A 23,921-nucleotide genomic window follows, 5' to 3' on the forward strand; every position below is an offset into this window, starting at 1 on the left:
GGAAGCTGATGAGCCGAGAGCAGTTGTTACAAAAAATTTTGCTAATTGATGTTAACTCTGTCGATCGCGCTCTCACCATTCAAGCACTGACTCACGCCTTCCCAGAAGTTGATATTGCAGAAATTGTTAATGGTGATGAGTTAGCTCAGGCGATCGCATCTGCTAACTTTGATTTAGTAATTACCGATTATCAATTACCTTGGACAACCGGACTGGATATTTTGCGGAGTCTCAAAGCGCAGATGAGCGATTGTCCCGTGATTATGTTCACAAATTCCGGTAGTGAAGAAATTGCTGTGACGGCGATGAAAGCAGGGTTAGATGATTATGTCATCAAGTCACCGGCAAATCTCCCTCAATTAGTGCAAGCTGTGATTACTGTTTGGCAAACTACGCCAACTCATTATCAAACCGCTCAAGCTTTAAAAAAAAGCGAACGGCGTTTATCTACTTTAATTAGCAATCTCCCTGGTTATGTTTACCGGGTAGCTAACGATCGCAATTATACCCCAGAATTCATCAGCGAAGGAGTAGTGAAAGTTACTGGTTATTCCTGGGAAGAATACGTAATCGAACGCACAATTTACTGTGGTCGAGAAATTCACCCAGATGACCGCGATCGCGTCTGGAAATCGGTTCAAAAAGCCGTCGCCCGACAGCAACCCTATGAATTTGAGTTCCGCATTATCACCAAATCGGGAACGGAAAAATGGGTTTGGGAACGGGGTAGAGGTATATTTTCTGACAGTGGTGAACTGCTATATTTAGAAGGTTTCGTCACGGATATTTCGGCGCGCAAAGCTGTGGAAACGGCGCTGCAAGAATCGCAACAGCTTTATCAAACCTTGGTGGAAAATTCCCCGGATATTATTGAACGCTTCGATACGCAATTGCGGCATCTTTATACTAGTCCCGCCCTGACAAAAATCACCGGCATTCCCGCAGAATTGTTTTTCGGTCGAACCTGTCGCGAAATTGGTATGCCAGAAACAATGGTTCATACCTGGGAAGCTGCTGTACAAACATTATTAACCACAGGGCAAAAGCAGATAATTGAATTTGCAACGCCTACACTTTATGGCATACGTTATTTTGAAATGGCGATCGCGCCGGAGCTAACACACGAAAATGTCATTAAGTCAATACTCTGTATTTCGCGGGATGTTAGCGAACGCAAAGCAGATCAAATTGCCTTACAGCAAAAAGCACAGCAAGCACAAACTTTAAATCGCGTAGTCCAAAGTATTCGCAGTTCTCTAGATTTAACTACCATCTTTTCCACTACCATAGCTGAAGTCACGGAATTATTGGGAGTGAACCGGACTACAATTGTCCAGTACTTTCCAGAACGTGAATGTTGGCAAGTTCTGGCGACTCACCGCCAAGATACATCCCTTGTAGATACGACAGGTTTAGAAATTCCCGATATTGGGAATCCCTATGCGGCACAACTCAAACAACTGCAGGTAGTGCAGGTAAATACTGTTGAGAGCATTACAGATCCAATTAACCAGAAAATTTCCCAGTCTCTTCCCCCGGCTTGGTTGTTAACACCTATCGTTGTTAACGGGAAAATTTGGGGTAGCTTATCGCTGTCAAAAGCCATTGCGGAAGCTCCTTGGAAGCAGGAAGAGATAGAATTAGCAACTAAAGTAGCCGATCAATTAGCGATCGCTATTCAGCAAGCACAACTTTATCAACAAGCACAGCAAGAACTACGCGATCGCCAACGCGCCGATGCAGCTTTACAACAACTCAACCAAGAACTAGAACAGCGCGTACAAGAACGCAGTTCCCAATTGCAAATGGCTCTTTCAGCCGCTAAAATGGGTACTTGGGAATTAAACCCACAAACAAAAGTCGTCCGTTGGTCACCGCAAGAATATGAGCTATTTGGCTTTAAAACCGATGCTCAAGGACGGGTTCTCGATGAAAATGGCAGCGAAATCAGTCCTTTTCCTACCTTTGAGTTGTTTTTAAGTTGCGTCCATCCGGAAGATCGCGACTATGTAGTCCAAAAAACCCAGCAAGCAATTCAACAAGGTGCAACCTTTGAAGTAGAATATCGATTGCTACGGCGAGCAGGCTGTTGGTTATACGCCAGAGGTGCTTGTGTTCTCAACGCTGAGGGAAAAGCGATTCGCCTAGTGGGAGTGGCGATGGATATCACTAATCGCAAACGCTCAGAAGAAATCTTCCGCCACCAAGCCAGACAAGAGCAGGTACTACGGCTGATTACCCAAGAAATCCGCCAATCTTTAAATTTAGATGCTATCCTCACCACCGCAGTCACAGAAGTTAGGCAGACATTACAAGCTGACAGGGTAGCGGTTTATCAATTTAATCCCGATTGGAGTGGACATTTTATCGTTGAATCAGTTACCCCCGGTTGGCTGGAACTAGTACAACCCAATATCCAAAAAGTCTGGGTAGATACTTATCTGCAAGAAACTCAAGGAGGACGTTACAAAAATCACGAAAGCTTTGCTGTGGCAGATATTTATACAATTGGGCATCAAGATTGTCATATAGCCCTTTTAGAACAGTTTCAAGCCAGAGCTTACGCGATCGCACCGATTTTTTCGGGAGATGATCTTTGGGGTTTGTTAGCAGTGTATCAAAATTCCGCGCCGCGCCATTGGTTGCCTTGGGAGATGGAACTATTGCAACACATAGCCAACCAATTAGCGATCGCCATCCAGCAATCGGGGCTGTATCAACAACTACAAATTGAACTTCAAGAACGTCAGCAAATAGAAGAACAAATCCGCGCATCTCTCAAAGAAAAGGAAGTTTTATTGCGCGAGGTGTATCACCGGGTAAAAAACAATATGCAAATGGTTTCTAGTTTGTTAAACCTACAAGCCAGTACCATTGACGATCCTACCGTCCTCAAATTATTAACTGAAAGCCAACGGCGAGTCAAAACAATGGCACTAATTCACGAACGCCTCTATCGTTCGGAAAATCTAGCCCGGATTCACTTCGCCTCCTATGTAGAAAAACTCGTTAAAGATATAGTCCGTTCTTATACGTCTAATAAAGCATCTATCCGTATTTCCCTGGATGTGTCCGATGTGGAACTCGACCTAGATACAGCTGTTACCTGCGGTTTAATCATCAATGAGTTAGTATCTAACGCCTTGAAATATGCCTTTCCCCAACAAGCCGGCGAAATCGCTTTGCAATTTTGGCTCGACGATTCCGAACATTATTGTCTAGTTGTCAAAGATAATGGAATCGGAGTACCTGGGCACATCGATCCAGCACATACAACTTCCCTAGGAATGCAACTTATATATGGGTTAACAGAACAGCTAGGAGGTAAAGTACAAGTAGATAGACAAGGAGGCAGTCAGTTTACAATTATCTTGCACAAAAGGGTTTAAGGTATCATGGCGCAAGTTTCTTCTTTGCCAACTATTTTGATTGTCGAAGATGAGTGGGTGATTGCTTTAGATATCAAACAACATCTTCAAAAATTAGGTTATAGCGTATGTGGAACTGCTAATTCTGCCGCCAAAGCTTTAGAACTTGTGGCGACAACAAAACCCGATTTAGTGTTGATGGATATTTACCTGCAAGGCGATAAAAGCGGTATTGAAGCAGCAGATCAAATTCGCCAACAGTTTTACATACCCGTGATTTTTTTGACTGCCCATGCTGATGAAGCTACATTAGCACAAGCGATCGCTACCCATCCCTATGGTTACATTGTTAAACCCTTTGAAGAACAAGATTTAATTATTGCAATTCAAGTAGCCTTAGCTAATCATCTCGCCGAACAAGCTAATAGACAAGCATTAAAGAAAGAAAAACAACTCAACGAGCTAAAATCTCAATTTGTTTCCATCGTTTCCCATGAATTCCGCAATCCCTTAAGTTCCCTCCTCCTCACATTGGAACTTTTGGAACAACCAGATATACTCACCCCCGAAAAGCGACAAGCCCATATCGAACGGGGAAAAATAACCATCAAGCACATGGCGCAACTGATTACAGATGTGTTAGTTCTCGGACAAGTAGAACAAGAACAATTTCACTGTCAACCAACACCACTGAATATTTATCATTTTTGCTCCTACTTGGTAGAAGATTTACAATTCCGTTCTCCAACCACAGAAAGATTAGTGTTTACTGTTTCTGGATGCGACACTACAGCCAATCTTTTTTATGAGCTTGATGCCAGCTTATTGCAGCATATCCTGACAAATTTGCTAGAAAATGCCCTGAAATATTCTCCAGAAGCCAGCAAAGTCACCTTTACGTTACACTGTGAGCCAGATTGCATTGAATTCCAGATTCATGACCAAGGTATTGGACTTACAGAGCAAGATCAAGCTAAATTATTTACTCCCTTTCATCGCGGAGTCAACGTCAACAAAATTCCTGGAACGGGATTAGGGTTATCAATCACCAAAAAGTGTGTTGATGCACATGGAGGACAAATCTCCGTTCATAGTAATGTGGGCGTGGGTACAACTTTTACCGTCGTCATCCCCGCACAAAAAATTTTTACCTCTAACTCACCCTCCGCACCTTAACTAAAATTCCCCTGTATAGTACAATTGTATTGTATATTGTTCTCAATACGCGTTCCTGGTAAATCCCTCAGTCCTCCTCTGAGGGATTTTATTTCATTGACTTAAGCGATACATCAAAATATTCTAGAGGGCATGGCAGTGCCAGTGCCCCTACAATCTGTCGCATTCTTTTTTGGGACTTCCAAGAAATAAATTATCCAATCTTGTGGGGTGGGCAGCGTTCGACTGAGCGCTCACGCCGAAGTCTTGCCCGCCTTTGACTATGGGCGGGCGAGACGCCCACCCCACAATAAATAGTTGTATATTTTTTTATTTGGAAGTCCCTTTCTAATTGGTATTATCGCCACCATCGCCCCACATCTGCGATCGCACGCGCAGCTTCTAAGGTTGCAATGTCACCACCTAATGCACAGATAACTGGAAATAGTTCCTTGATACTGGGTAACAAAATAGGGCGAGTATGCAAGGATAAATCATGAAGAGTATCTCGCCACAGGGGGAAAAGTTCTGTTGCGGGTATTGGTGATAAACCTAATGCAATCAGGATGGAAACGCGATACTGCACATTCTCAATCGCCTTAGAAGCAGTGATTGCTTCTGGTAATAATTCTGCTGGTAGTTGCTTGATTAATATACTCAAAATATTAACGCGATCGCGCTCATTGTGAATTTCTCTGGTAGTGGTGATTGCTTCTGGTAACAATTCTGGTAGTTGCTCGGCTAATGCAATCATAACTGGGGCGCGATCGCTTTCATATTCAATTGCTCTAGCGGCGGTGAGTGCTTGTGGTAATAACTCTGGCGGTAGTTTCTTGACTAATGTCGCTAAAACTTCGGCGCGATAATGTTCAGAGTACATCGCCATAGTTGTATTGAATACTTCTGGTAATAATTCTGCTGGTAGTTTCTCGGTTAATGCAATTAAAACTTGGGTGCGATATTCCTCATTCTCAATGGCTGTAGGGGCGGTGAGTGCTTCTTTTAACAATTCTGCTGGTAGTTTCTCGGCTAATGTTACCAAAACTTCGGCGCGTAAGTTTTCATAATCGTCAATCGCCTGAGCTGCGGTGAGTGCTTCTGACATGCAATCTGGTAGTCGTTCTCCTAATACCATCAAGGCTTGAGCTTGAAAATACTTGATTTCCAGTTCTCTAGCCACAGTGAGAGCTGCTGGTAATAATTCTGGTGGTAAACTTGGGACTAATGCACTCAAGACTTCGGCACGATAATACTCATCCTCAATTGCCTTAACGGTGGACAGTGCTTCTGGTAATAATTCTGGTAGTTTTTCGGCTAATATCTGCATAGCTTTGGCGCGATCGCGCTCATTCTCAATTCCCCTCGCGACAGCAAGCGCTTCTGGTATACAATCAGGTAGTTTTTGCACTAATGCACTCAAAATTTGAACGCGAGAAAAATCATTTTGAATTGCTCTAGCGATGGTGAGTGCTTGTTTTAACAACTCTGGTGGGAGTTTTTCGGCTAATGCAATCAGGGCTTGGGCGCAATATTGTTCATCCTCAATTGCTTGTAAAATTGAGATTGCTGCTGGTAATGACTCTGGTGGGAGTTTTGCGGCTAAATTTTTGAGGGCTAGAGTGCGATCGCTTTTATACTGAATCGCCCTCGTTAGTTTGAATGCTTCTAGTAACAAATCTGGCGATAGTTGCTCTGTGAATACACTTATAGCTTGGGCGCGATACTGTTCATCATCAATTGCTTTTAAAGCTGAGAGTGCTTTTGGTAACAACTCTGCTGGCATTTTTTCCGTTAATGCACTGAGGAAAGGAGCGCGATCGCTTTCATATTGAATCGTCTTCGCCACAGTCAGCGCTTCTAGCAGTAATTCTGGTTGCTTGTCAGCTAATTTACTCAGAACTTTAATGCGACAGTTTTTATCTTCAATTGCTCTAGCGGCTGAGAGTGCTTTTGGTAACAACTCTGGTGATAGATGCTCGGCTAATGCTATCAAGAGTGAGGCGCGAGAATATTCATCCTGAGCCATAGCCATAGTCAGAGCTTCTGATAACAAATCTGGTGTGAGTTTGTCGGCTAATGCAATCAAGACTTCGGCATAATACCATGCAATTTCCATCGATTTGACGGTGGAGAGTGCTTCTGACAATAAATCTAGTGGGAGTTTTTCGGCTAATGTTCTCAAGACTTCAGCACGATATTTATCATCCTTAATTTCCCTAGCAGAGGTGACTGCTTTGATTAACAAATCTGCTGGTAGTTTCTCAGCTAATCCTATTAAGGTAGAAACGCGATACCGTTCTTCCTCAATTGCTATCCAAATAGCGATCGCTTTTGGTGATAAAAATGATGGTATTCCGGAGTGAGGTCTGTTAATTAAGGGTATAGAAGTATAATATATTTCTCGCTCCATTGCCATGAAGAGGGAGAGAGCTTCTGGTAATAACTCTGGCAATCTCTGAGATAAAGCTATCAGCGTACAGGCACGATATTGCTCATCCGTAATTACTCTAGCGGCATTGAGTAATTTCGGTAACAATTCTGGTGGTAGTTTATCGGCTAATGTTATCAAAACGGGAGCGAGACAACGCTCACCTGTAATTGCTAAAGCAGTAGTCAGTGCTTCTGGTAACAATTCTGGTGGTAAATTATCGATTAATGTTATCAGACTAGAAGTGCGATCGCTTGCATAGTTAATCGTGTTCACCGCCGAAAGTACTTCTGGTAACAACTCTGGTGGTAAATGTGGATTCTCGGCTAATGCTATTAAAGCGTAAGTACGATCGCTTTCATTCTCAATTGCTCTAGCGGCGGAGAAAGCTTGTGGTAGTAACTCTGGTGTTAATTTTGGTGCTAATATTCTCAAAGCTGTAGCGCGATCGCGCTCATATTCAATCGAATTAGCAATTAACAGCGCTTCTGGTAACAATTCTTGTACTTTATCGGCAAATGCAATCAGCACTTCGACACGATATAACTCATATTTAATCGCCTTAGCAGATGAGAGTAATTCTGGCGATACTTCTTGTAGTTTCCCGGCTAATGCTATCAGAAAATCGGCGTAATACTTCTCATCTGAAATCGCCTTAGTAATAGTAATTGCTTCAGATATAGCAATTTTCTGTAAATTTTCTGGCAAATATTTAATTAACTCTGTAATCGCTTCTACTTTCTGTTTTAGTTCTGGTTTTTGCAAGGCGTAAGCTAATCCCTGTTCCGGAGTCCAGATTTTATTTTTTACTAATGCTAGCAGCAATTTTGCTGGTAAATTAGCAGCCAAACTATTCAAAGAAGCTTTAATCAAAGCATAGCGACATTGCAAACTTACCACATGAGACAGCGTTAATTCATTCCAATTCGCTTCAGCTAATTCCCAAGCGCGAGAAATATCGCGGATATAACCCCCCACTTGTCCGAGTTTTTCTTGTGCTTCATACCAGCCATTATTTCCTGTTACTGACTCTTCCCGGAATAAAGCGTGAATTTCTGCTATCTGTTGCGCTTTTTCTAAATGCCAAACTAAATTTTGATGAATGTAACCATCAGAAATTAAACTATGCCAAAGCTTATTTTCTGTCTTTTCTTGATAACGTTTTAGCAGTTGGTTATGTGCATCAATTAAATCAATACCTATCCCTGTAGGCGGAGATTTAGTTAAACGACTACGAGCGACATCATGTAATAAGTCATGTAACCTATAACCTTTGAATTCTACACCACCAATAAATACAGGTGCATCAGATTGCAGTAAAGCATCATTCCACAATAACTCTAAACATTCATTAGCTTCATCTTGAGATTTCATACCCCATAATGTCACCGCCATTGGTGCAGCTATGGTGACATCTTCAGGTAAAACGCCTAACCAAATAAAATTTTCCCATGCTTCTTTATCATAGTCTTGCAAAGCCTTCAAACTTAAATTAAAAGTTGCTTCTAACAAATTTTCTTGACGCGCCCCATATAATACTTTTAAATTAGCAACTTCTTGCTTTAAAGCTGTTTCTAACTTCTTCCATGTAATGCCCCATTTAACTCTAGCGGCTACCAAATTCAGAGCAATGGGCAAATATCCCACAGTTTCAGCTACTCTTAAAGCCTCTGGTTTTTCTACTTCTGTAATTTCTCGTTCTAAAGATTTAGCAAGTAATTCTAGAGATTCTGCTGGCGTCATCAAATTTAATTCTTGCAAATGAGCGCCAATAGTATTAGCCACATCAGCACGCCGGGAAGTAATTAATAATTGAGATTGGGAACCAGCTACCATAAAAGGTTTAACTGTCTCAGGCTCCCAAGCATCATCTACTACTAATAAAACAGCTTTATCGTGTAATAAACTGCGTAAATGGGCTGAGGTTCCCTCTATATTTACAGCGCGAAATTCATAATCGCCTAAAGCTTGCACCCAGCTACTAAGTAAAGCGAGAATATCTGGTTCTTGTCCTAAAGTTGCCCAGAGAACGCCACCAGAGAACCGTTTTTGAATATCTTCATCGTGGGTAATAGCTGTAATTAAAGTAGTCTTACCTATGCCACCTAAACCGTGAACCGCACTAATTAGTAATGCACCAGTAGCAGATGTATTTGCTAGTAAACGCGCTTTAATTTCTAGAGTAACTTGTGGACGATCGACAAAATTAGCAGGTAAATTTGGTGCTTGAAAAGGTCTATCTATAGGGCGACGATAATTAATAGTTAAACTACCTTCTACCCGCCCAACAATAATATTATGATCGCCTTGGACATTTTGCACAACATTTTCGTTACCAGAAATTGTTGGTGCTGTATGTGCAATTTGAAGAGGAATAGGAGAAGCAGCTATTGGCGATGGATGATGTTGATTTAAATTTGTTTGAGTAACTTGATTTTTGAGGATTTGTTGTTGATGTTTTAATCGGCGACGTTTACCTGTGAAAACGCCAGTTAACTTAGATAAAAAAAGTAATACTCGCTTCCATAATCTTTTTAAGCGGCTTTGTGGCACTGTTTTAACTTCCTATATTTTGGCTGCTTATACCAAATGGCAATTTAAAACCTAACATTGAAACCCTCACCAGGACGGGGAAACCCCGCCCCTACCGAAATTTTAATTATGTCTGTCCCATGAGTTGTGAGTTATCAAAAACAAACCCCATACTCTACAGGAGAACCCGAAGGGTAGGAAGACAAATGAAGAGTAATTTTAAATTACATAATTAATGAGGCAAATTACTAGTTAATTGTTGCATTACCTCCAACTGTGCCAATTATTTTATTACCATCACCAGCAGTATTTTGAACTAAGTTATTATCCCCAGAAATTGTTGTATTAAAGTTATTTATAACTTGAGCAATTGCTTCTGCATCTTCCTGCATTAATTTGGTAATTTCTGCCGCTAAATTTTTATCTTCATCAAGTAATTTTTTCAGTTGTTTCTGGAGTATTTCTTTCGCATCTGCATCATCAGGCGAACTAGCTAATTCTTCAGCTGCACCTTTAGCCATTGGCTTGGCTTCTACTTTTGGTTGCAGTTTACTCCACAACGATTTCGCTTTTTCCCAGCTATTAGCACCCAAAGTTTCACCGAGTTTCTTAGCGGCTTCTTCTGCTGCTGTCTCTCCCGCTTTGAGCAAGTACGGTAAGAATGGGGTGAGAAAAGTAGTTAAAGTTATTATATCCATTAGCTTACTCTGATTTTTTAGACGTTAAATACTGGTCAATTTCTTAAGACCACTCTGTATTAACATCTAAAAAATCAGGGGTCAAACTCAGGGATAATACTGAGTTATACAGAAGCGATTAATCTATTGACTATTGACTAACCCTAAGAAATGTGAGCCAAGCCCAATCAATCCACCTGCTAACACTAACCAGGCAGAATTGATTTTAAATCGAAAAACAGCGATCGCACTCGCAATAGCAACAATAATTGTCACCCAATCTATCAAGGCAGCTCTTCCTAAAGTATAGGTAACTCCCGCCATTAATCCCATTGAGGCTGCATTTACACCATCGAGAAAGCCACTAGCCCAAGGCGATTGACGTAATTTAGGTACCCAAGGGTTAACTATCAACACTAAAAGAAAAGCTGGTAAGAAGATACCAATTGTACCCGCGATCGCTCCCGCATTGCCGGCTAACAAATAGCCGATGAATGTGGCAGTAGTAAATACAGGCCCCGGTGTAAACTGGCCAATGGCTACCGCATCTAATAATTGTTGAGAGGTTAGCCAATGGTTGCGTTCTACTAAATCTCGTTGCAAAAATGCTAGCAATACGTAACCACTACCATACAACACACAGCCAATTTTCAGAAAGAACAGAAATACACTCGCCCAACTCACTGATGTGGCTGCGGCTGTTGTCGTGCTTATTTGTGCGAAAATACCAGACAAAGGTAACAACCATGCACCGTTTGTTTGGCTTTTTGTTTGCCAATTCTTCACGAGCATGACAATAACACCGAGAACAATTAGTAGCAAAATTTCATTCAAACTCGCAAAGTAACCTGCGATCGCGACTACTGCGGTAATTCTTGTCGGCCAGTCTTTTACTGCTTTATTCCCTAGATTCCACAAGGCTTGCAGCACTATGGCAATAATTACAGGCTTGATACCATACAGCAACCATCCTACCTGAGGAACAGTTTGATAGCGAGTATAAATTGCTGCTAACGTCCAAACGATGAGCATAGCAGGTAAAATAAAACAGCTACCTGCAATTAGTAAACCACGCCATCCACCGCGCTCATAACCAATGTGAATCGCTAATTCTGTAGAGTTCGGCCCGGGAATCAAATTCGTAATCCCCAGCAAATCTAACAGTTTCTCCCGACTCATCCAGCGATGGCGGTTTACCACCTCATTATCCATCATAGCGATATGGGCAGCCGGGCCGCCAAATGCGATCGCACCCAAGCGCAAAAATAGAGTTGCTAATTCCGTTAATCGCTGCTTTTGTTCTCTAGGAGTCAAAGCGTTATAGGAAACCGCTTCCGGCTCTTTCTGAATACCCTCAGCTTCCGGCATCACAATAGTTTTCCTAATCATTTTATGGACAAACTTAATATATCGGTTCTCGATAACGAAAATCTATATTCTTAAGGAAAATGGGCATTGGGCATTGGGCATTGGGCATGGGAAAAATAGATTTTCTGGCGATTAGGTGACTTGAGAGTGATGGAAAAGCGATAAGCACGATACACTGGGTTAAGCTTATCCCACCCCTAAAATGAGTGGGATTGTGCGGACATAGAACATGGGAAAAGCTACCAATGACGCCAGTTGCTTTAACGGGGGGAACCCCCGCAACGCACTGGCTCCCCTATGCCCAATGCCCTATGCCCCATAACCCAAGTCGGCGGGCAAAAGTTTATCTCACCCCTTGCAGAATTAATCTTTCCCGCCGACTTTCTGTAAATTTCTTGAGGAAGCGTTGATGGCAAAGACAAACGCGGTTAAAAGTGAAACTTCTAACGAGGAATTACCCGCAGTTGCAGAAACTGAAGATGTAGTCACAGCTACAGATTCTCCTGCACCAGTAGAGGATGCTCAGAATATTGATGAAATTGTTAACTCGCTCAAAAGTTTGTTGAGTGCTTTAGAAAAGTTGCAAAAAGTACGTCAAGAAGTAGGTGATATTAAACCTTTAATTGGGCGGATGCTAGATGGCGAGCTAGTAACTGGTGAAGATTTGGAGCAACTTAAGGTAGGTGTGAACGGTTTGACGCGCTTAATTCGGGCTTATAGCGATCATCAAACAGCGTTGACTAAAGCACAACCTGCGAGAAAATTGTTAGATCAAATGTTAAAGGAGGGTAAAACTGATTAAAGTTTTCGGCTAAATTGGTGAAAGACGATGAGTAGAAAATCTCACAAAGCATTGATTGGTATTACTACCTGTGGTCAGCATGGAGCATTACCATTTTCTGTTGCCAGAGATTACCTAGATGCAGTCCGTGCAGCAGGCGGTACTCCCATATTATTACCACCAGGAGAAACTGACCCCAGCATCCTGTTAGAACCTCTGGATGGCTTAATCATTTCTGGTGGTGGAGATATTAATCCGGTTTGCTATAACGGTTGCAATCACCCCAGCATATATTCTGTAGATTGCGAGCGCGATGCTTTTGAACTACAACTAGCTAAACTGGCTTTAGAAAGTCATTTACCAGTGTTAGGTATATGTCGGGGTTTACAAATTCTCATCGTTGGCTGTGGTGGTACGCTAATTCCCCACGTACCAGAAGTATATGGTACATCAGTTTTGCATCGTCTAGAACCTGAAGCTGGAAAGCGTTTGCCAACAGAACACATAGTTAAAATTGATGTCAAAAGCCGTTTAGCTAGTTGCGTGCAAAATACTCATATTTCTGTAGTATCGTGGCATCATCAAGCAGTACAAAAAGTACCTCCCGGTTGGCGCGTTGTCGCCCATGCTCTAGAAGATGAAGTAATTGAAGCCGTAGAATGCGAATATCATCCTTGGGCATTGGGTGTACAATGGCATCCGGAGCTATCTGCTAACGATCCCCATCATCAAAGAATTTTTCAGGCTTTCGTCCAAGCTACATTTCGTCAATGGTCAATGGTCAATAGTCAATAGTCAATAGAGACGCGATTAATCGCGTCTGTACAATACAATAGTCATTTGTCATGCGTAGGGGCGGGGAAACCCCGCCCTTGTGTGGGTTTCTCATTCCTTGAAAAACGTAATACCAATTCTCTAAAATCTAGCAACACAATCAAAAGCACAAACCTAGATACAGTCTGAATTTTAAATTTTGAATTGGTATAACTTGCTTTATCAATACCTCTGGCAAATTACGAATTACGAATTACGAATTACGAATTTGTTTAATGGTATCACGAGCTTGTTCAGCCATCTCTTTTTCACCATCTTTGTCAAAGAGATTGGCTGCTGTTTCTAAATCAGAAATTGCTGGCTCTTTACTACCTAAAGCAAAATGAGACATCCCCCGAAATAAATAAGCATAAGCAATATTCCCATCTATAGTTATAGATTGTCCAAAATCAGATCTAGCTGACTGATATTCCTTAACACTAAAGTAGGCGATACCTCTACCCAGGTAACCATAGGGATTATCAGGTGCTAAACTAAGTCCTTGACTAAAAGCCTTAATAGCTTCGCGATAATTTTTTTTATCTAGTAAATCAAAACCTTGGTCTATAAAAGCTTTGGCATTAGATTTATTATTTGTAACTTGAGTAACGTTTGCTGTTGTTTCGCTTGTTAAGTTGTTAGATAAACTTTCAGCATTAGCTTTAGGGGCACATAGCATTAAACCAAATAAAATCATACCCGATGCTAAAACTTTTAAGCTTTTCATGTGTATTTCTCCAATAAAATACATGACAAAATTTGTTGCGTATTTACTTAAAATGAGAATTTGGTAGAAATTAGCAATAGATAATAGCTTGATATAAGCTGTTTTACCTAAGTAGAATCTCTATCCGTTGCTGTCTTGTCAATCAATATCTCTCAGGGGAGTGAGCTTATGCAGTTTTGTCAGCTAATGATATTGTCGAGTATCCACCTGAGTGAAAATGCTGAAGATTTGATAAATTTATTGTGAAACTTGGGGAAAGTGGGGAAATGTGAAAATTTGATACCAATTTGAAAAAATCATCAGACAGATGGTACGGGCATGGCACTGCTATGCCCTCTAGTAGTCTGTCAATTTTGTTTTGAGGAATTTTTGGTAGTGCGGGCAGCGTTCGACTGAGCGCTCACGCCGAAGTCTTGCCCGCGTGAGCGAGACGCTCACACTACTGTCCCTCATTTCAACCCTGACAGACTACTAGAATATATTGATGTGTCGCAAACATGATTTAAATTGGTAAGAGTTCGATGCGCCACATAACGCCCGCAGGCGGGAAGCCTGGGGCTATCAGTACAAAGCCCACCTGCGTGGGCTGAATGCGAAGGCGCGATTCTGGAGTAGCCAGTAATTTTACTGTTATTTTGTTGGTGCTGATATTACACCTTGAGCTTCTAATACTGCTGCAACTTTTAAAATTAAAGCTTCATTATCAGGTGCAGCGATGATTTGCACGCCTAAAGGTAGAGAATTCGGGCGCTGAATTGGCACTGATAATACAGGTAAGCCAATAAAAGATAATGGTTGGGTAAATAATCCCAGGTGAGGACGAACTAACATTTCCTCACCATCTAAAATCATAGTTTGTTGCCCAATTAATGGGGCGGGAATTGGTGTAGTAGGCGCAAGAATGATATCAACATCGGCAAAGATTTCTCGCAGGCGATCGCGATACCATCTTCTAAAGCGCTGTGCTTGCAAATACCACTGATTCGGAATTAACGCCCCAGCCAAAAAGCGATCGCGCGTAGCAATATCAAAATCTTGGGGACGCGATCGCAATTTATCTAAATGCAGATTTGCGCCTTCGCTGGCGGTAATTACAAAGGCGGCTGCTCTAGCCCGTGCTGACTCTGGTATTGTTACATACCGCTTTACATCTAAAGCTTGGGCTACTTTTTCTACTACTGCCAATGCTTCCGGCACTGCACCCCTAGCAAAATACTCATCAGCAATCGCAATTTTGATACTAGATATATCTTGATGAAGTTGAGGCAAACATAACTCCGGGGGACGTTTTGTACATACCGGATCGCGATCGTCTGCACCTTGGAGAATATCAAATACTGTAGCAATATCCCGCACCGAACGGGCAAAAGGGCCGACATGATCGAGACTGGTAGAAAATAAAGCTACCCCAGCCCGAGACAATCTACCATAAGTCGGTTTTAAGCCAAAAATCCCGCAAAAAGCCGCCGGTACGCGAATCGAACCATTTGTATCAGAACCCAGCGTTACAGGAACCAAATCCGCCGCCACCGCAGCAGCCGAACCACCAGAGGAACCCCCAGCCACGCGCTGTAAATCGTGGGGGTTGTGAGTCGCGCCGTAATGGGAATTTTCCGTCACAAACCCATAGGCGTACTCATCCATATTTAAAGCACCAACCAACACTGCACCAGCTTGCTTTAAGCGCGCTACTGCGGTTGCATCTTGGGTAGCCGGGGAATTTTCAGCATTAATTTTCGCACCAGCGAGAGTCGTTAATCCCGCGATATCGTAGAGATTTTTCGCTGCAAAAGGTACCCCAGCCAACACACCAGGATCTTTACCTTGGGCAATTTCTTGATCAATTCTGCTTGCATCTGCTAAAGCTGCTTCCGTCATTATCGCCGTAAAACAATTAAGTTGGCGATCGCGTGCCGCAATTTTATTTAACGCCGCCTGAGTTACCTCCACCGCGCTAATTTTACCCTCACGCACAGCCGCAGCTATAGATACAGCATCATTCATGGTTCAAACACAGGTGCAACTTCAATATCTTCTGGTATTGGGAATTCATTGACAAGAAAAGCGATCGCTTTAATTCTCTCAAAATTTGCCACCACCCCATCACGATACTCATCCCGCAACCGCAAATCCACCAGCAACGCCATCCGATCAACATACTCCCCCACATCAAACCCTTGACTCTCCATCTCTTCTCCTCTGCGTTCTCTGCGTCTTCTGCGGTTAATTATTCTAAATTTACAACCTCTGGCGGCAAATTAAACAAACCATCTTCCCCAGGTTCAAAATCAACTACCCCAAACACAGCATCAATATTTAACTCCCCATAAATATGCGGAAACAACTCACCAATTTCCGCTTCCTCATAACGAACTTCCGCCTTCACCTTACCAGCATCAATAAATAGTAATACCAAGCCCTGTTGATTAAAGAAAAACTTATTTGCAGAATTAACTATTTGGTTTACTTCCGAACAATGAATAAACCCCTCATTCTCCAGCGAATCAGCGCGATAGCTACCGAGGATTTTTGCGCTTTCCCATTTTTCCGCTTGTGTAATATGGAAGATGGTTTTCATATTGCTTGCATCATTTTCCGCATATCATCTAAAGGTGATTCAGGTTCAACAGGCTGATCGGGACAAAATTTTAGTTTAACATTATCTTGTGTCTTTCCAGTAGGTGAAATAGACAACTCTATTGTTATCTTTCCAGGTTGCCAACCTTGACTACCTATTTTTAACAATTGGCATTCTTTTACTACTTTAAATTGAATCTCATCTATAGTGATATATTGCTCATAAATTTTAAAAGTTTGGAAGTGACCAATAAAAGATGAAGTTCTAATAGTAGTGTTATTACCACAATTCAAAGGTTCCTTTTCTCTAATTCCTTTGATAACTAACTCTTTTAATCTACTTATTGTAAAACTATCTGTAGCAATGAGGATGATATCATCATCACAATCAAGGGTAATAAAGTTATTACTCATCACAATAAACCTAATATATAGTTGAGAATTCTAACTACACATTTTAATCTGCATTTTTTTACATCAATCCCGTAATAACACTGAAATAAACTTTAAATGCATACTGAAATATAAGATATCATTGCGAAGAAGAACGACAAAACAATTGCAAAGACTAGAATACCTATTTGGCTTGTTGCCATTGTTCGCTTTAGTGATGCGAAGACAGACTTAAAATTAGCAAATTTTATTATTTGTGAATATTCGTCAATTTTTGGGAACTATAATAACGAACCTTTCAAAAGACTGAAAGAAGTTTTGATATATAACCAGAGTGTAAGCATGAATAACCTTAAATACCTATCTATTGGAGCATTATTAATGCTAATTTCTGCCTGTACACCTTCGCAGCAATCAAAAGTAGAGTCTTCATCATCTCAAGCAAATGCTGCTGATACTTCTAAAGTTGAAGCTAATTCAAAAGCAGTCAAAGGTAAACCTAATATTAAAGGTTGGGAAATTAGAGTTACAGGTGTTAAATATGCAGGACAAACAATTAAATGACAGTACCGAACATATGAAGCAGCCGAAATTTGGACAGTTGTTTCTGTAACTTTTAAAAACACAACTAACAAAAGACAACGACAAGATGATGCATTGACTTATCTTTTTATTTCAACTTTAGCTGACTCACAAAATAACAAATATGATGTTAAAGAGACTGAGTTCAAATTTGATACTAATTTATTGAGTAAACCTTTTGCTCCAGGTGAAGCTCGTTCTGTGGATTTACTATTTGACACTCCTAAAGGTATCAAGGCAGATAAGTTTCTAACCAAGAATGAAAAGTTTGAATATATAGCTTTAAAACTTTAATCAACAATTCGGATTTCGTAGGGTGTGTTATGCCGTAGGCTAACGCACCTTAAATTATTGAAGATGCATGATTTTCCGCATATCATCTAAATATCAGCAACTCGAATTTAAGCACGATCGCGATCGCAACTATGGCTGGTAAGAAACCTTTCACAAGAAGACATAAAAAGTTATGCCTGAAATACCTAAAAAAAGCGATCGCCTTTTTGACAAGCTTGATCAATCAGGATCGCCGACGCTAAATACTCAAGGATGGTGCAAATTATTTCTACAAATAAAAAACCCTACACGTATATAGGATTATACTTGCAGGGCAAAAAGCATCATTATTCTAGTAGTTTCGATGATTTTCATCGTATGTCTATCTGTCTAAAGGTATATCTTTAATATTTTATACCAATATATCTACGGTTTTTACTTGCATAAAATAAGTGTGGTGTCTTACTTAACCCTCTGTTTCTCCTGGGGATTAGCTTGGATATTCTCTTCCTCTTAAGGCTCTACAGCACTACTGGCAATTGCAAGTAAAAAAACTAATAATGGCACAACTACTAAAGCTATTGGTATGGGGATAATTAATGAAATCAGCCACCAAGCCAATCCTCATAGAAGAGCAAGTAAAAGATAAATCATTATTTTGCCATGAATCCATGAGCATTTATGGTATATCAGAGCTTATAAAACATATTTCAGTAAATATCACCAAATATTGTGATTTTATCTATAATCTAGCACAATCATTAATTAACTTGTAACATTGCCAATCATCAGGATATAAGCGATCGCACTTATGTAGCCGTTTTGCTCAGGTTCAATAATATACCATTATGGAATGATGTTGCAGTAGAGCGATCGCCCTTCAATAAAATTCCCCTCTCACAGAAAGGGGAAGATGTCACGGAAAACTCATTCTCTCCAAAAAGAGGGCTAGCTTAACGGGCTTTCTTCAAAGCTGTTCTTAATTCAACCTGTAGGATGATAACTGTAAAATCGAGTTTAAGTCTTGCTCAAAGAGGATCTTAACTGTTTAAGAACTTGACCAATTTTCAGAAAATCTGGGTCTTTTGAGAGTTTGACAACAGTTTCCGGGCTGCTTTCTCGCACGATTTTGTTGTAGGCATTAATAGCAGCATTCAGCTTATTAATATCCACCTTTGGTGTTGCACCCTTTTGGGCGATGAGAGAACCAACGGGTAAACCTTTAGTGCTAGCTACTAGCTGTCCAGGTGTTAATTGAGCTGAGGGGCCAGAACTTAACAGGCCTGATAACGCTGTTGCCAATGCTTGTAAGCTTGCTGGAGAAGCTCCTAAACTTGCCAAACTACTCACTAGGGCATTTACCGCTGCAGTTGCACCTGATCCTCCCAGAAGAATGACAATCACAGAACTTTGAGAACTAGATCCTGGTAAAATACCTTGTGGTGATACTATACCAGCCGCAGCGTTATCCAAACTGCTCTGAACTGGTTCTGGGGTGAAAATTTGACCAGAACTGTCAACTGTAACCGGGGTATTAGGTGCTGGCTCTGGAGTGGTTACGTTAATTCCTGGGGCAAAATTATCGCCAGCGAAACCTGATGATTCTGTGGTGCTTCCTAAACTCTGAAATGGACTAGCATTCGCTCTTGGTGACGCAACCACCAAAGAATTCAATAACATTAACACAACACCAAGACTTAGAGAGAATTTTTGCTTCTTCATAATTTTTGTCTCAAATGTAATCAGCAATAAAATGTGGAAGTTAGAACTTGAAACTATACCCGGCGCTTAAGCTAAAACCAGTACTGCTAACCGAGTTATCAGTTACGTCTGTGAAAATAGTGTTGATCACTACAGGTATATTTTGGAAAGGAGCAAAAGATGCACCCAAATTTAATGCACTTCCAGTCCAGCTAGCTACTAGTGATGCTTCAGGTATCACTCTTAAACCTAAACTACCGAAGAAATTTGGCGGATTATCAGCTGAACGATCTCTCAGTGCGCCTAGAGAACGAAAACTACCAGTACCAACACCCAAAGAAACAGTCAAAGGTAATTTATTTGGGCTATTTGGCTGCAAGTAAAATGCTCTAGTAACTACTCCATAGATCGTATCTTTAGCCCTATTACCTTCTCCCCATGTAATTGGGTTTGACCAAGCAACAGCTACTGCTGTACCGTCAGCAAAGAATTTATGTAATTTGAAACCGACACCGCCACTCTCGCCAAAGTCGCCTAATAATTCCTTTTGACCGCCTACGCTGTAAATGTTAATGTCAACTTCCAGCCCTACCGATTTAACTGCATCTCCTAAACCAAAACCAACAGATAATGAACCATCTGCTTTTCCGTCGAAAGGTATGAATCCTCCACCACCAATGAAGGCTTGACCCCAACTCGCACCAAAAGCGCTAGGAGTACCAGCACTGGAACCAGGTGATGCTGCGCGCGGTCTGGGTATCTCGAGTATAGGTTCAATCAAAAGCTCTTGGCGTAATCTATTGACTTCTCCTAGAGTATCGCCAATAGCACCGGAAGAATCTGTTTGTGCAATTAGCTGCGGTAGTTTTTGCTTAAAGTCTGCATTGAGCTTGGCTGGAATATCTGAGGTAGTAGAAGATGCTTCCAATGTAGGAACAGGAGTGAATTCCCAATTGGGATTGTTTTGTTCTACAGTTACTTGGCTGAAATTGATTTTCTGCTCTGCCATAGTTTCATAATTGGCAGAATTCGCTTGTGGTTGATTTTCAGAACTGAAGTTACTGATGAGATGATCAACTATCAATTTATCTTCAGCAGCTGCGGCATGGGTGGATAGACCTGTAGTCAGTAACAAACTAGTGACTATGATTCTTCCTAAACCAGAGAAAAAATACTGCCCATTTTTGAGTAGTAGTATACCTATTAAATTTTGTTTAATCACGAGTACATTCCTCACACATGGAAAAAATTACAGATTGTACAGGGTTGATTCATCCTATATTAAAGTATTTATAAATACAAGATGGATGAAGGAACTCTTTGAGATTGTAGATATGTGTAATCCATGTAAGGCTTGCTATACAAGTTTTTACAAGATTTAACATGGATAAACTTTCGCCTTACTTACTGAGACAATAAAAGTTGTGAAAAAAATTATCTGCTGTTCAATTTTTACCGTACTCTGATGAATAGTGACTGTTGTGTACACCTGAGTATAAAAATTACACAATATAATTTTTGATGACACACCTAAATGGGATGGAACATAGTAACGGGTGAAGAGTTTGACCAACCCGTAGCATTAGGTAGATGATCTCTCCCTATTCATGAGCGCGGTTTATAAACAGCAGTAAATTCACTATTCAGTTATAAGCGCAAAATTCTCTAACGCCAACCAAATATTAAGCGTATATTTGTTGATGCTGTGATGCGGGAAGGGAGAACACAAGCCAAGGAAGTAATAACTGACAAAGTTCAAGATTTACGTGCTACAAAGGCTTTATGAGCTGATGGTAAAGAATATTGACAATAACTAGCCTTTGTCTCAACCTGGAAGCCAATTTGATGAAGTTGATTGGCAATTTCTGTTGCTGTATATAAACGTTGGTGATGTAGTTCCTCATCCCGTCTGTAGTATTCGTCAACTTTACGAAAGGTGATAATCCGACGGGTTAAGATGCTGAGTTCTTGATTTTCTTCTTTTTCCACGAGTACTACCGAATCTTCACCTTCTGTGAATCCTTTGCTCATTCCTGGTGTTAGCTGTTCTGGTTCTGCAATGTCGAAATTGAATAAATGCGAGGTCTTGTTTGTAATAGCGATCGCCTATGCTCATAGTCGCAAAATCTTGCATAATTACATTGTGCTACAATTGCGCAAGTTTGGTGATGTAGATGCAAATGCGATCGCTATTTAGCTGCTTTTGCTCGTCTAGATACTGGAAGACGTAGGAGAAGTAAATTCTACATACAACAACGGAGCGCCTAGCGCATCGCCGTCGTATGACTCGGCTGTACGCTTACCAGTCCCACTGATAATAGTGGCGATAGAATTACCACTACTCCAACCTTGACGATCCACAATTTCTTGAATCACAGATGCAATATTGGCAGTTCGTTGGTTAATACCTGCTTGGCTGACAGTACTCCAGGCCAAAGGATTCCAAACAACAGCAGCATCTGTAGTCACTCTACTAGAAATATTGTTTTTAGAAGTAGTAAAGGTGAGGGCATTATCCACATCTTCCCCTCGAATGGTCAAGTTTGTTGCAGTTGAACCAATTTCATCAACCTTGAATTGGATATAAGCATTGGTAATTTTTGCTCCTTGGGGAATATTCACGCCTACAAAGCGCAAACCTACAAGTTGATCGACACTATCATTAATCAGTTCTAAATCTGTACTTGTCAAATTCATTGATCCAGTAGTCCGACGTTGTTCAGCATCATCGGAACTGGAATTCACCCGAACTTCAATTACCTTTGGTTGCGGTGGTTGCAATGGAAACTTATAACCAAAGTCTATATTCACCTTTGTCTCATCTGTCGCCAAGCTAACTACTGATTGTCCGTCTTTGGTAGCATCCGGATCGCTAGTGATTTGCGCTCCACTAGGTAAGGTACTGCTATCTACCTGAACAGTGTATGTACCTGCCGATAGATTATTAAATGTGTAGTGACCATTACTGTTAGTTAATTTAGTTGCAATAATTTGTTGAGATGAGTTCAGCAGTTTGACACTAACATTGGCAATCCCAGTTTCCTCAGCGTCTTGGATACCATCGCCATCAGTATCATTCCAGATGCGATTACCAATTGAACCTTGGGGTTGAGGTTGGGATGTACTCCCACTTTCAAAAGCTCCTAAATCCGGTGCAGAACCCTTGTATGAACTACTAGGAAGGTCAATTACTGTTCTACCTCGCCATTGAAATAATGCAGTTCCTTTATCAATTGCTGGACTACCTGTTTGTAATTCTGAGGTCGTACTTAATAGGGGATCGGCAAATATAGTGGTACTAGTATCGACATTACTACCTTGAGTGTTTGTACCATTATTCCAAAAGAGGTTATAGGCAGCGATAGAATTTCCATCTACACCCTTCATAGCAATTCTGGTGTGATTGATGAAAATATTATTGATGGCAACTAGATTGTCACCACCAGTTAGTCCATGATTGTTATTTTTAAAAGTGTTACCAATGACATCTATAGGTTCAGGGATACTAGCAGCTCGATAATCTTCCGATGAGTCTCCGTTATCCATTAAGCCTAGACCGGCATCTCTATTTCCTTCAATCAGATTGTTTTCTATCCGGTAGTAACGTTGAGAAACCTCTGGATAATCAATCAACTGAATACCATCGCCATTATTAGCGGAGATAATATTTCTGCGAATGATATTGTTAAGGACTGTAGTACCTGTATAGCTGTTCATTCTGACTTCAATACCATCATTTCCGTTTTGGCGAATGATGTTATCTTCAACAACTACATCTGCAACTTGATTAATATCAACACCATCATCCTTATTTTTTTCGATGATGTTATTACGAGCTATACCACCACTTACACCGCTAGAAACCAACTTATAGTTAATCCCATCTATGGTGTTAGTAATGTAGTTGTTGAGAATATCTACTTTCGTTCCCTCTACTTTGATGCCATCTCCACCGTTGCGAACGGTAAAACCAATTAATTTTGCACCTGGAGGAACTGTATCTGTAAATCGCACCACATCAGGGTCGGAATCTACTAACGACCCACCACCATCGATGATAGTTGTCATAATGGCATTGGAATCGCCGGTAGTTAAAAACTCAGAAGCCAATGTAATGGCCTTTCCAGATATAGTTAGTGTTTCGCGATAAACTCCTGGAGCAACGATAATGGTGTCTCCGTTTTTGGCTGCATTGATGGCTTGTTGAATAGACTGGCCAGCAGAAACATTAATTATTGCCATAGTAAATCCTCTTAATAATTGTTCAATGGAAAAGTTTTATACAGTAAATTGCACATGACGCGGCTAGGGGATGACTATTGAAAGCCTCCACCATGCAAGGAGAATGCAGCTAAATAAGGGAAATAAATGCTAGCTAGAGGTGTGTGATAACTACTACATACTCAAGTTTAAAGAGAGCGATCGCTCTCTTCTTCAGGTATTGGATCTCTTTCATTGACTACACATTTACAAATCATTTGGGGCTAGTCTGAGTTTCTTAAACAAATCATAAACTGATTATCTATTTAACATAAATTTTCCGTGC

General features: G+C 40.9%; 19 protein-coding genes. 7 read left to right on the top strand and 12 right to left on the bottom strand.

Annotated elements, in window-relative coordinates; translation table 11 throughout:
• The first annotated feature begins 8 nt into the window (after window positions 1-8).
• Window positions 9-3,389: a GAF domain-containing protein gene (locus AACW45_RS25095; protein WP_190635446.1), complete on the top strand. Its 3,381-nt coding sequence runs from the start codon at window positions 9-11 to the stop codon at window positions 3,387-3,389.
• Window positions 3,390-3,395: 6 nt separating this feature from the next.
• The gene (locus AACW45_RS25100; protein WP_190635448.1) at window positions 3,396-4,544 is read left to right on the top strand and encodes a hybrid sensor histidine kinase/response regulator; all 1,149 of its coding nucleotides are present in this window, start codon (window positions 3,396-3,398) and stop codon (window positions 4,542-4,544) included.
• Between the two features lie 337 nt (window positions 4,545-4,881).
• Here AACW45_RS25100 and AACW45_RS25105 read toward each other — a convergent pair whose 3' ends face one another.
• The 3 genes from AACW45_RS25105 to AACW45_RS25115 all read right to left on the bottom strand — a co-directional run bounded on the left by AACW45_RS25105 (window position 4,882) and on the right by AACW45_RS25115 (window position 11,528).
• Complete coding sequence (locus tag AACW45_RS25105; RefSeq protein WP_190635450.1) at window positions 4,882-9,504, bottom strand: NB-ARC domain-containing protein; 4,623 nt, start codon at window positions 9,502-9,504, stop codon at window positions 4,882-4,884.
• Window positions 9,505-9,731: 227 nt separating this feature from the next.
• Window positions 9,732-10,181 carry a hypothetical protein gene (locus tag AACW45_RS25110; RefSeq protein WP_190635452.1) on the bottom strand — a complete coding sequence of 150 codons (450 nt, stop codon included), beginning with the start codon at window positions 10,179-10,181 and terminating at the stop codon, window positions 9,732-9,734.
• A gap of 123 nt (window positions 10,182-10,304) precedes the next feature.
• Complete coding sequence (locus tag AACW45_RS25115) at window positions 10,305-11,528, bottom strand: chromate transporter (RefSeq protein WP_190635454.1); 1,224 nt, start codon at window positions 11,526-11,528, stop codon at window positions 10,305-10,307.
• A gap of 409 nt (window positions 11,529-11,937) precedes the next feature.
• Between AACW45_RS25115 and AACW45_RS25120 the strand changes: the two genes are divergently transcribed.
• The gene (locus AACW45_RS25120) at window positions 11,938-12,330 is read left to right on the top strand and encodes a hypothetical protein (RefSeq protein WP_190635456.1); all 393 of its coding nucleotides are present in this window, start codon (window positions 11,938-11,940) and stop codon (window positions 12,328-12,330) included.
• A 27-nt stretch (window positions 12,331-12,357) separates the two neighbouring features.
• On the top strand, window positions 12,358-13,104 hold the full coding sequence (locus tag AACW45_RS25125; protein WP_190635458.1) for a gamma-glutamyl-gamma-aminobutyrate hydrolase family protein: 747 nt from the start codon (window positions 12,358-12,360) through the stop codon (window positions 13,102-13,104).
• Window positions 13,105-13,336: 232 nt separating this feature from the next.
• Here AACW45_RS25125 and AACW45_RS25130 read toward each other — a convergent pair whose 3' ends face one another.
• The 5 genes from AACW45_RS25130 to AACW45_RS25150 form a co-directional block, all read right to left on the bottom strand.
• On the bottom strand, window positions 13,337-13,849 hold the full coding sequence (locus tag AACW45_RS25130; protein ID WP_242045642.1) for a tetratricopeptide repeat protein: 513 nt from the start codon (window positions 13,847-13,849) through the stop codon (window positions 13,337-13,339).
• Between the two features lie 630 nt (window positions 13,850-14,479).
• Window positions 14,480-15,853, bottom strand: coding sequence for an AtzE family amidohydrolase (locus AACW45_RS25135; protein ID WP_190635462.1), 1,374 nt, complete (start codon window positions 15,851-15,853; stop codon window positions 14,480-14,482).
• Window positions 15,850-16,038, bottom strand: a complete 189-nt coding sequence (locus AACW45_RS25140; RefSeq protein WP_190635464.1) for a DUF4089 domain-containing protein — start codon at window positions 16,036-16,038, stop codon at window positions 15,850-15,852. Before AACW45_RS25140 ends, AACW45_RS25135 begins: the two co-directional genes overlap by 4 nt.
• A 38-nt stretch (window positions 16,039-16,076) precedes the next feature.
• Window positions 16,077-16,427 (bottom strand): DUF952 domain-containing protein, encoded by a 351-nt coding sequence (locus AACW45_RS25145; RefSeq protein WP_190635466.1) that lies wholly within the window; start codon window positions 16,425-16,427, stop codon window positions 16,077-16,079.
• Entirely contained in the window at window positions 16,424-16,840 is a 417-nt protein-coding gene (locus tag AACW45_RS25150; protein WP_190635468.1) for a KGK domain-containing protein, read from the bottom strand. Before AACW45_RS25150 ends, AACW45_RS25145 begins: the two co-directional genes overlap by 4 nt.
• A gap of 321 nt (window positions 16,841-17,161) precedes the next feature.
• Here AACW45_RS25150 and AACW45_RS25155 point away from each other — a divergent pair, with 321 nt between their 5' ends.
• Both AACW45_RS25155 and AACW45_RS25160 read left to right on the top strand, forming a co-directional pair.
• Window positions 17,162-17,383, top strand: coding sequence for a hypothetical protein (locus tag AACW45_RS25155; protein WP_190635470.1), 222 nt, complete (start codon window positions 17,162-17,164; stop codon window positions 17,381-17,383).
• Between the two features lie 93 nt (window positions 17,384-17,476).
• Window positions 17,477-17,695 (top strand): hypothetical protein, encoded by a 219-nt coding sequence (locus AACW45_RS25160; RefSeq protein WP_190635472.1) that lies wholly within the window; start codon window positions 17,477-17,479, stop codon window positions 17,693-17,695.
• 996 nt (window positions 17,696-18,691) lie between these two features.
• Here AACW45_RS25160 and AACW45_RS25165 read toward each other — a convergent pair.
• The 3 genes from AACW45_RS25165 to AACW45_RS25175 form a co-directional block, all read right to left on the bottom strand.
• Window positions 18,692-19,396, bottom strand: a complete 705-nt coding sequence (locus tag AACW45_RS25165; protein ID WP_190635474.1) for a hypothetical protein — start codon at window positions 19,394-19,396, stop codon at window positions 18,692-18,694.
• Window positions 19,397-19,436: 40 nt separating this feature from the next.
• Window positions 19,437-20,594, bottom strand: coding sequence for a hypothetical protein (locus AACW45_RS25170; RefSeq protein WP_373462088.1), 1,158 nt, complete (start codon window positions 20,592-20,594; stop codon window positions 19,437-19,439).
• Window positions 20,595-21,130: 536 nt separating this feature from the next.
• On the bottom strand, window positions 21,131-21,406 hold the full coding sequence (locus AACW45_RS25175; RefSeq protein WP_190635477.1) for a hypothetical protein: 276 nt from the start codon (window positions 21,404-21,406) through the stop codon (window positions 21,131-21,133).
• 37 nt (window positions 21,407-21,443) lie between these two features.
• On the opposite strand from AACW45_RS25175, the gene AACW45_RS25180 reads away from it, so the two are divergent.
• Window positions 21,444-21,572, top strand: coding sequence for a hypothetical protein (locus tag AACW45_RS25180; RefSeq protein WP_277880433.1), 129 nt, complete (start codon window positions 21,444-21,446; stop codon window positions 21,570-21,572).
• Window positions 21,573-21,586: 14 nt separating this feature from the next.
• Here the strand turns inward: AACW45_RS25180 and AACW45_RS25185 are convergent, their stop codons facing one another.
• Window positions 21,587-23,617: an SdrD B-like domain-containing protein gene (locus tag AACW45_RS25185; protein ID WP_190635479.1), complete on the bottom strand. Its 2,031-nt coding sequence runs from the start codon at window positions 23,615-23,617 to the stop codon at window positions 21,587-21,589.
• Window positions 23,618-23,921 lie beyond the last annotated feature (304 nt).

It is taken from the genome of Calothrix sp. FACHB-168, from assembly GCF_963889195.1.
Lineage (GTDB): Bacteria > Cyanobacteriota > Cyanobacteriia > Cyanobacteriales > Nostocaceae > Aulosira > Aulosira anomala_A.

Excerpts from the sequence above, each read along its gene's own strand:
- AACW45_RS25095 (WP_190635446.1), top strand. The coding sequence starts at position 9 with ATGAGCCGAGAGCAGTTGTTACAAAAAATTTTGCTAATTGATGTTAAC.
- AACW45_RS25100 (WP_190635448.1), top strand. The coding sequence starts at position 3,396 with ATGGCGCAAGTTTCTTCTTTGCCAACTATTTTGATTGTCGAAGATGAG.
- AACW45_RS25110 (WP_190635452.1), bottom strand. The coding sequence starts at position 10,181 with ATGGATATAATAACTTTAACTACTTTTCTCACCCCATTCTTACCGTAC.
- AACW45_RS25115 (WP_190635454.1), bottom strand. The coding sequence starts at position 11,528 with ATGCCGGAAGCTGAGGGTATTCAGAAAGAGCCGGAAGCGGTTTCCTAT.
- AACW45_RS25120 (WP_190635456.1), top strand. The coding sequence starts at position 11,938 with ATGGCAAAGACAAACGCGGTTAAAAGTGAAACTTCTAACGAGGAATTA.
- AACW45_RS25125 (WP_190635458.1), top strand. The coding sequence starts at position 12,358 with ATGAGTAGAAAATCTCACAAAGCATTGATTGGTATTACTACCTGTGGT.
- AACW45_RS25130 (WP_242045642.1), bottom strand. The coding sequence starts at position 13,849 with ATGAAAAGCTTAAAAGTTTTAGCATCGGGTATGATTTTATTTGGTTTA.
- AACW45_RS25135 (WP_190635462.1), bottom strand. The coding sequence starts at position 15,853 with ATGAATGATGCTGTATCTATAGCTGCGGCTGTGCGTGAGGGTAAAATT.
- AACW45_RS25140 (WP_190635464.1), bottom strand. The coding sequence starts at position 16,038 with ATGGAGAGTCAAGGGTTTGATGTGGGGGAGTATGTTGATCGGATGGCG.
- AACW45_RS25145 (WP_190635466.1), bottom strand. The coding sequence starts at position 16,427 with ATGAAAACCATCTTCCATATTACACAAGCGGAAAAATGGGAAAGCGCA.
- AACW45_RS25150 (WP_190635468.1), bottom strand. The coding sequence starts at position 16,840 with ATGAGTAATAACTTTATTACCCTTGATTGTGATGATGATATCATCCTC.
- AACW45_RS25155 (WP_190635470.1), top strand. The coding sequence starts at position 17,162 with ATGAATAACCTTAAATACCTATCTATTGGAGCATTATTAATGCTAATT.
- AACW45_RS25165 (WP_190635474.1), bottom strand. The coding sequence starts at position 19,396 with ATGAAGAAGCAAAAATTCTCTCTAAGTCTTGGTGTTGTGTTAATGTTA.
- AACW45_RS25175 (WP_190635477.1), bottom strand. The coding sequence starts at position 21,406 with ATGAGCAAAGGATTCACAGAAGGTGAAGATTCGGTAGTACTCGTGGAA.
- AACW45_RS25185 (WP_190635479.1), bottom strand. The coding sequence starts at position 23,617 with ATGGCAATAATTAATGTTTCTGCTGGCCAGTCTATTCAACAAGCCATC.